General features: G+C 62.6%; 10 protein-coding genes. 3 read left to right on the top strand and 7 right to left on the bottom strand.

Features of this window, described 5'->3' with window-relative positions:
• The 3 genes from T281_RS15575 to T281_RS15565 form a co-directional block, all read left to right on the top strand.
• A partial coding sequence (locus T281_RS15575) for a class II fumarate hydratase (RefSeq protein WP_037241501.1) occupies positions 1-1135 on the top strand: 1135 nt, incomplete at its 5' end.
• A 98-nt stretch (positions 1136-1233) separates the two neighbouring features.
• Positions 1234-1593 (top strand): ribbon-helix-helix domain-containing protein, encoded by a 360-nt coding sequence (locus T281_RS19810; protein WP_081796850.1) that lies wholly within the window; start codon positions 1234-1236, stop codon positions 1591-1593.
• 138 nt (positions 1594-1731) lie between these two features.
• Positions 1732-2385, top strand: coding sequence for a rhomboid family intramembrane serine protease (locus T281_RS15565; protein ID WP_037241498.1), 654 nt, complete (start codon positions 1732-1734; stop codon positions 2383-2385).
• A 45-nt stretch (positions 2386-2430) separates the two neighbouring features.
• On the opposite strand, the gene T281_RS15560 is transcribed toward T281_RS15565, so the two are convergent.
• The 7 genes from T281_RS15560 to nifN form a co-directional block, all read right to left on the bottom strand.
• Positions 2431-3474: a 2-hydroxyacid dehydrogenase gene (locus T281_RS15560; protein ID WP_037241495.1), complete on the bottom strand. Its 1044-nt coding sequence runs from the start codon at positions 3472-3474 to the stop codon at positions 2431-2433.
• A gap of 119 nt (positions 3475-3593) precedes the next feature.
• Positions 3594-4262 carry a nitrogen fixation protein NifQ gene (locus tag T281_RS15555; protein ID WP_052037575.1) on the bottom strand — a complete coding sequence of 223 codons (669 nt, stop codon included), beginning with the start codon at positions 4260-4262 and terminating at the stop codon, positions 3594-3596.
• Between the two features lie 159 nt (positions 4263-4421).
• A complete protein-coding gene (fdxB, locus tag T281_RS15550) occupies positions 4422-4730 on the bottom strand; it encodes a ferredoxin III, nif-specific (RefSeq protein ID WP_037241492.1) in 309 nt (102 codons plus the stop codon).
• A gap of 191 nt (positions 4731-4921) precedes the next feature.
• Entirely contained in the window at positions 4922-5122 is a 201-nt protein-coding gene (locus T281_RS15545; RefSeq protein WP_013419582.1) for a CCE_0567 family metalloprotein, read from the bottom strand.
• A gap of 13 nt (positions 5123-5135) precedes the next feature.
• Positions 5136-5600, bottom strand: a complete 465-nt coding sequence (locus T281_RS15540) for a NifX-associated nitrogen fixation protein (RefSeq protein ID WP_013419581.1) — start codon at positions 5598-5600, stop codon at positions 5136-5138.
• The gene (gene nifX, locus T281_RS15535) at positions 5593-6006 is read right to left on the bottom strand and encodes a nitrogen fixation protein NifX (protein WP_037241503.1); all 414 of its coding nucleotides are present in this window, start codon (positions 6004-6006) and stop codon (positions 5593-5595) included. The genes T281_RS15540 and nifX overlap by 8 nt, the downstream gene beginning before the upstream one ends.
• Before the next feature lie 46 nt (positions 6007-6052).
• Positions 6053-7024, bottom strand: a 972-nt coding sequence (gene nifN / locus T281_RS15530) for a nitrogenase iron-molybdenum cofactor biosynthesis protein NifN (protein ID WP_037241489.1), incomplete at its 5' end; no start/stop codon positions are given.

Here is a 7024-nt window from a genome sequence, read left to right as displayed (position 1 = left end):
TGAATTTCCGCTCGTCGTCTGGCAGACCGGCTCCGGCACGCAGTCGAACATGAACGCGAACGAGGTCATCTCGAACCGCGCCATCGAGATGCTCGGCGGCGAGAAAGGTTCGAAGAAGCCGGTTCATCCGAACGACCATGTGAACCGCTCGCAGTCGTCGAACGACACGTTCCCGACCGCGATGCGTATCGCCGCCGCCGTGCAGGTGAACAAGGCGCTGCTGCCCGCGCTCGATCATCTGGCCAGCGCCATCGAGGCGAAGGCGGAAGAGTTCAAGGACATCATCAAGATCGGCCGCACGCATCTTCAGGACGCGACGCCGGTCACGCTCGGGCAGGAATTCTCCGGCTACGCTGCGCAATTGCGCTTCGGCATCGAACGCGTGAAGGCAACGCTGCCGCGCCTCTATCTGCTGGCGCAGGGCGGCACCGCTGTCGGCACCGGCCTCAACACGCCCATCGGCTTCGCAGAGAAATTTGCTGACGAAGTGGAGAAGGAAACGGGCCTGCCATTCGTCACCGCGCCGAACAAGTTCGAGGCGCTGGCGTCGAACGACGCCGAGGTGGAGCTTTCCGGGGCGCTCAACGTGCTCGCGACGAGCCTGTTCAAGATAGCGAACGACATCCGCCTGATGGGTTCCGGCCCGCGCTCCGGCATCGCGGAAATCTCGCTTCCCGAGAACGAACCCGGCTCGTCCATCATGCCGGGCAAGGTGAACCCGACGCAGTGCGAGGCGCTGACCATGGTTTGCGCTCAGGTGATGGGCAACAACGTGGCGATCACGGTGGCGGGCAGCCAGGGCCATTTCGAGCTGAACGTCTACAAGCCCGTCATCATCTACAATTTGCTGCAATCGATCCGCCTGATCGCCGACGCGGCGGTGAGCTTCACCGACCATTGCGTCGTCGGCATCGTGCCGAATCGCGCGCGCATCGAAGACCTGCTTGAGCGCTCGCTAATGCTCGTCACCGCGCTCGCACCGAAGATCGGCTACGACAAGGCGGCCAAGATCGCGAAGACGGCGCACAAGCACGGCACGACGCTGCGCGAAGAGGCGCTGGCGCTCGGCTATGTCTCCGAGGAAGACTTCAACGCGCTGATGAAGCCTGAACTGATGATCAAGCCGGGCGTGTGACGAGCGGCAACGGATCGAGGGCCGGGATTTCCCCGGCCTTCTTGTTATAGTCGGGACCGATAAGGCCGCGGAGGCCGCCAGATTGAGCCGGTGGGCCGATGCGGAAAGTGATCGCGCACAGCAGAAAGGCCGGGGGCGGCGTCGCGGAGATCGGCGCGCGGCCCGGCGGCGACGGGGCCCGTGGCCCGGAGGGCTCTGCGGCTTCGGCGTTCGACCCGGCGCTTGCGCTGCCGAAAAAGCGCTCGCTCGCGATTGCGGGGCACCGCACATCGATCACGCTCGAAGACGCGTTCTGGCGCGAACTCAAGGCTACGGCGGAGGAGCAAGGGCGCACCGTTGCAGCGCTCGTCGCCGAGATCGACGCAGCACGCGGACCGGCGAGCCTATCGGCCGCTATCCGAGTCTGGCTTCTCGGACAATCGAAAGCACGCGTCGTGGCTTCACCTCCCGAAGCGTAGCCATGTTGGCTCGGCCCTCTCGAAACCTCGCCGCGAATTGATCGGCGCGCGGATAGCTTCGCGCCACGTTCGTGCGTTTACTGATCGAACCGGCAGAGCATCAGCATGCATCTACCGCGAGCGAAGAGGACGCGCATCATGGTTTTTCCCATCGGCGACGACGAAACCGGCGATGCCTCCACGCCGTTCGTGACCTATGCGCTGATCCTGATCAACATCGTCGTCTTCGGCCTCGAACTGAGCCAGGGCGAGCCTTTCATCAAGCAATGGGCATTCATTCCGAAGGAGTTCTTCGCCGAGCCGGTCTCCGAGGCCGCGACGATACTCACCTCCATGTTCATGCATGGCGGCTGGATGCATCTCATCGGCAACATGGTCTATCTCTGGACTTTCGGCGACAATGTGGAAGACAATTTCGGCCATGTGCCGTTCATCATCTTCTACCTGCTGTCCGGCATAGCGGCGATGGCGGCGCAGGCGTTTCTGATCCCCGGCTCAAACGTGCCGAACCTCGGCGCGTCGGGCGCGATAGCGGGCGTGCTCGGGGCGTATGTGGTGATGTTTCCGGGCGGGCGCGTGCGGCTCCTGACACAGGCGGGCATCATCTTGGTGCCTTCTATCATCGCCATCGGCTTCTGGATCGGGCTGCAACTGCTGAGCTTCGCGGGCGAACTTGGCAAGTCGGGCGAGCAGGGCGGCGTCGCGTACATGGCGCATATCGGCGGGTTTTTCGTCGGCATGGCGCTGACGTTGTTCTTCCGCAATCGCTCGCAGCCGCGCATCGGCGTGTAAGGCGGGGCGGCCGAATCCGGTTGGTGTGACCGGCCGCCCCGCAAACTATTCGCGCGGGCTCTGATGCAGCGGGCCGCCGGGGCCTTTGACGCCCACGCTCAGCACGTTTTTCGGGTTCGGCGTGCCGCGCTCGTAGTCGGCGACGTTGCCGAGCGTCGTATGCGCAATTTCCGCCAGCGCCTCACGCGTGAGGAACGCCTGATGGCCCGTGACGATCACGTTGCGCATGGTGGTGAGCAACTCGAACACGTCGTCCTGAATGATGGATGACGAGTGATCCGAGAAGAACAGCCCCTCCTCGCGCTCGTAGACGTCCATCCCGACATAGGCGAGGCCGTCCTTGCGCTTCAGCGCCTCGATTACGGCTTCCGCGTTCACAAGGCCGCCGCGCGCCGTGTTGATGAGCATCGAGCCCGGCTTCATGAGCTTCAGCGACTCCTCATTGATGAGGTGCTTCGTCTCGGGCGTCAGCGGGCAATGCAGAGAGACGATGTCGGATTCCGAGAGCAGTGTCGGAAGGTCGACATATTTCATGCCAAGCGCGATGCAGGCGGGGTTCTGATAGATGTCGTAGCCGAGGATGTGGCAGCCGAAACCGTGCATGATGCGCGCGAGCGACTCGCCGATCTTGCCGGTGCCGACGATGCCGACCGTGCGGCCCTCCATGTTGAAGCCCACCAGATGGTCGAGCGAGAAGTTGCCCTCGCGGACGCGGTTATAGGCGTGGTTGATGCGCCGGTTGAGCGCGAGCATCAGCGCCACGGCATGCTCCGCGATGGCGGTCGGCGCGTAGGCCGGAACACGCATGACGCAAAGCCCGAGCCTCTCGGCGGCGGCGAGATCGAGGTTGTTGAAGCCCGCCGAACGCAGCGCGATGAGCTTTGTGCCGCCGTCCGCCAGGATTTGAAGCGTCTCGGCATCGAGCTTGTCGGTGACGAAGGGGCAGACTGCGACGAAACCGGCGGCGAGCTGTGCGGTGCGCCGCGAGAGCTGTTCCTTGAAGAACACGAGTTCGTGTCCATGCTCGCGGTTCGCTTCGATCAGGAATGGCGTCTGGAAGGCATGTTCGCTGAAGAAGGCAATTCTCATTAATATTCCGTCCCGTTCGAGGTTGTCGCCACGCCAATGTGCGTTGAACACACTCTCCACGCGGACCTTATCGGGAGTATGACGCACTTAGACTAAAGTCGTAAGCGCCTTCGTCCAAATCAAGCGGCGGAACGGCTGCCATGCAGATCGGCGGCGCGGCGGCCACGCGCAAGAAGCGACTCGCCCGTCTCGTCCCCGAAGCAGGTTTCGAAGTCGTCGCACTCCGCGCAGCTCGGCGCGGTGCAAAGCGAAAAGGCGGCGTCGGCGCAGATCATGCGATAGAGGAATTTCTTCCACTTCATGTCGTGCTTGTTGCGGCGGGCGAGCGGCGCGAAATGGCGCTTCATCAACTCGGAAAGGTCGCCGCGATGGCGAAGGCCGAGATCCTGCCAGAGGTGGTTCGGGCGCTGCGCGCGGCGTGCCACGAGAGCGGCGAGGCGGTGCGCGAAGGTGGTTTGCCCCGTGGCGCCGCTCTTCAGGAGATCGACGAGGCAGATTTCATCGGGGCCGCGCTGGATAGCGCGGTGGCCTATGTCGCGCTTGAGCCACGCGAACGCATCCGGGAAGCAGGCTCGGACAAGATCGAGCAGATCGTCTCCATCGAGGCCGACGGCGTCGGGCAGCGGGATGTGCTCGGCTTTTGCCTCCGCAAAGGACAGCGCAAGAATACAGGCAATCACATGCGCATCGAAGGCATCGGCGTCCGGAGCTTTCGCCTCCATCAGCATGGAATAGACATCCCGCGCGGAAGAAACGGTGAAGCTCTCGGAGGGATTCTGCACTGACATCGTCGATTTACCCGCGTCTTGCGGGCACTCCTCGCATCGCTTTCCGGCGTGTTGTCGCGAAGACGACGCGGCCCGGTTCGCATATTACAAATGCAAGGAGCATGCCTGATCGTGAGGAATGTGCCGGACGGTCAAGACGTTGCCGCCGCCCGGTCAAAATCAAAGCGCCGGCGGGGTCGTCGAGAACGTCTGGCAGGCGCGCGGGCAGACGCGATGGCATGCGCTGCACCCGATGCAGTTGCCGGCGTCAGACAAAACCATGATCTTGCGTTCGAATTCGTCGTCGCAATCCTCGTCGTCATCGCCGTTGAGGGTGACGAGTTCGCCTTCGTCCGTGATGCCTTTCAGCGTCATGACATTGCGGTCGCAAACCTTGAAGCAGCGGCCGCAGCCGATACAGGTTTCGGGATTGATTTCGACGAGAAAGCTCGGATCCCACTCGCGGCCGTCGCGTGTCAAGTTTGCCATGTGCCCTTTTCCTTCAGTCTGGAGAGTTTCGCCGAGCGCCTTGGAACTGGAATTAGAGGCGCTCTAAATTCAAATTCGGACATGGCAAATCTCAGGACCGGCCTTTCTGCCGGCCTTGCGACACCTGTCCGCGATTGTTTGCCTTTCGGCTTGGAAGCGGGCGTTACGCGCGCCCGCCTCGATATCGTCGCTTACGCGGCTTCGAGCTGCTTCAGCTCCGCGCGCTTCTTTTCGAGGATCGCATAGGCGTCGTGCGCCTTCTGCGCCACGTCCATGATCTGCTGCCAGTTGATCGGCAATTCTTCCGAAAGGTCATGCAGGTCCATCTTTGACTGCGTGGCCTTGGCCGAAAGCTTCTTCAGTTCCGCCTTCAACTCTTCGATTGTGCTCATGCCACGTGTCTCCTCAGTACTTCGCCACTTCGGGGAACTTCTCGATCATCTCGACGGCGGACGCGACGAGTTTCTCGCCGTCCGAAACGAGCTTCTCGTAATTGTCGAAGCCGAAGCGGTGCACATCGCGCAGATGCTTGTTAACGACGACGAGGCGGCCCGCCGTCAGCACCATGCGGCCGAAGCCCTCGTGATGCATCTTCATGATGGGCGAGACCATGATGCCGGTCGCGCGTTCGATCGAGAGGCCCACGGCGTTATAAAAGATTTCGAGCCGCCAGATCGTCTCCGGATCGGGGTCGCCCATGATCGGAACCTGCTTGCGCTTCTCCTTGTCGAGAATGTACGGCTCAAGCAATTCGAGATCGGTCTTCTTGTCCCACGCGCCGTAGGAGTCCTGCGCGCGCCACTGCTTCACCAGTTCGGTGAAGAACACCGATTTCGTGAGATCCTTTTCGACCGTCGCTGCGTCAGCCATGAATCGCTTCCTCCTCGTCTTCGAAATCGAGCTTGCGTTCCTTGCCCTTGAGCAGCGCCTTGCGCAGCCACGGGGGCGGGTTGCCCTTCAGAACGGTCTGAAGCTTGGCGATGAGGTCTTCGATGGCTTCCGGCTGCTGGAGCTTGATCGGATGCAACCCCGCCTGTACCGCGCGCGCAGCGCCTGAGCCGCCGATCGACGTGACGTAGAGGATCGCGCAATCCTTGATCGCCTCGATCTTCGGCGCGAGCTTGTCGTCGTTGCCGTCCTGTCCGGTCGGCTCGAACACGAACACTTCGGCGAGCTTCGAGTCCTTGGCGGAAATTTCATACACCGCTATGTTCGGCGACCACCCGAAATGCGAGTCCACGCGCTTCAGGTCTTGGGTTGCAAAAGCTACTTTCATAGCGCCCGGCCTTTCCTTGATCGTCTTTTCTTCGCTGGCATCGGGATTAATGAGCCGCAGTCTGCGTATCATCATGGCTACCCTCGCCGTGCGATGCCAACTTATCAGCCCAGGTGTCGGGCGTCGCTTCGTGAATTTCACTCATGAAGACGTTTCCGATATCGAAGATCAGCGAACGCGTGCCGCGATAGCCGACGGAGACGCGATGCGCCGCGCCAAGCCGGTCGAAGGTCGGCAGGCCGTAGCGGAACAGCGGAATATGCAAGCGCTCCGACGCCTGTCGCCCGTGGCTGTGCGTCACGAGAAGGTCCATGCCCTTCGCGCGGTGCTCGAAATCCTCAAGGTCGCCGACGAGCACTTCCTCAGCCGGCACCTTGTGAAGGATCGGCGATTGCGTCGAAGTGACCGCCGCACCCACGGTCGCGCCCATCTCGGTGAGGAAGCTCGCGATGCTGAAGAGCAGGTCCGGCTCTGCGCCAACCGCGACGGTCTTGCCGCCGAAGGAGAAGTGCCCGTCGAGCATGGCGTCGAGAAGCTGCGAGCGCTGGCGCTTGATCTTGCTCGGCGCGGGGCGACCGCTGATCTTCATCAGAAGCGCCATGAGCGCGTCGTTCGGCGCGAGCCCGGTGAGGCGGTCGAACACGCGGAACGGCACGCTCGTCTTTGCTTCGAGCGCAACGGCGGCGTCGCGCATCTGCTCGCCGATGGCGATAGTGAAGGCCGCGCGGCCCATGCGTGCGATGTCGTTTACGCTCGCGCCGCCGATGGTGGTCGGAGAGAACTCCTCGGGCATGTGGCCGTCGAGCGAGCCGGAAAGGTCCGGCAGAAAGGTCGCCTCAAGGCCGAACGCCTCGCAGATGTCGCGCAGTTCGTCGAGGTCGCCCGGCGTCAGATGCGAGCCGGGCAAGATGTTCACGCGGTTCGCTTCGCGGGCGGCCCCCTGCGGCGGCGTATCGACAAGCTGCCCCACCATACGCGTGACGGCCTTGCGCCAACCATCCTCGAACGCGCCCTCGAA

This window comes from Rhodomicrobium udaipurense JA643, from assembly GCF_000636015.1.
Classification (GTDB): Bacteria; Pseudomonadota; Alphaproteobacteria; order Rhizobiales; family Rhodomicrobiaceae; genus Rhodomicrobium; species Rhodomicrobium udaipurense.
The sequence above is the reverse complement of the archived record's forward strand: the minus strand, read 5'-3'. Positions and strand labels throughout refer to the sequence as shown.

Coding starts and splice junctions, on each gene's coding strand:
- T281_RS19810 (WP_081796850.1), top strand. CDS start 1,234: ATGCGGAAAGTGATCGCGCACAGCAGAAAGGCCGGGGGCGGCGTCGCG.
- T281_RS15565 (WP_037241498.1), top strand. CDS start 1,732: ATGGTTTTTCCCATCGGCGACGACGAAACCGGCGATGCCTCCACGCCG.
- T281_RS15560 (WP_037241495.1), bottom strand. CDS start 3,474: ATGAGAATTGCCTTCTTCAGCGAACATGCCTTCCAGACGCCATTCCTG.
- T281_RS15555 (WP_052037575.1), bottom strand. CDS start 4,262: ATGTCAGTGCAGAATCCCTCCGAGAGCTTCACCGTTTCTTCCGCGCGG.
- fdxB (WP_037241492.1), bottom strand. CDS start 4,730: ATGGCAAACTTGACACGCGACGGCCGCGAGTGGGATCCGAGCTTTCTC.
- T281_RS15545 (WP_013419582.1), bottom strand. CDS start 5,122: ATGAGCACAATCGAAGAGTTGAAGGCGGAACTGAAGAAGCTTTCGGCC.
- T281_RS15540 (WP_013419581.1), bottom strand. CDS start 5,600: ATGGCTGACGCAGCGACGGTCGAAAAGGATCTCACGAAATCGGTGTTC.
- nifX (WP_037241503.1), bottom strand. CDS start 6,006: ATGAAAGTAGCTTTTGCAACCCAAGACCTGAAGCGCGTGGACTCGCAT.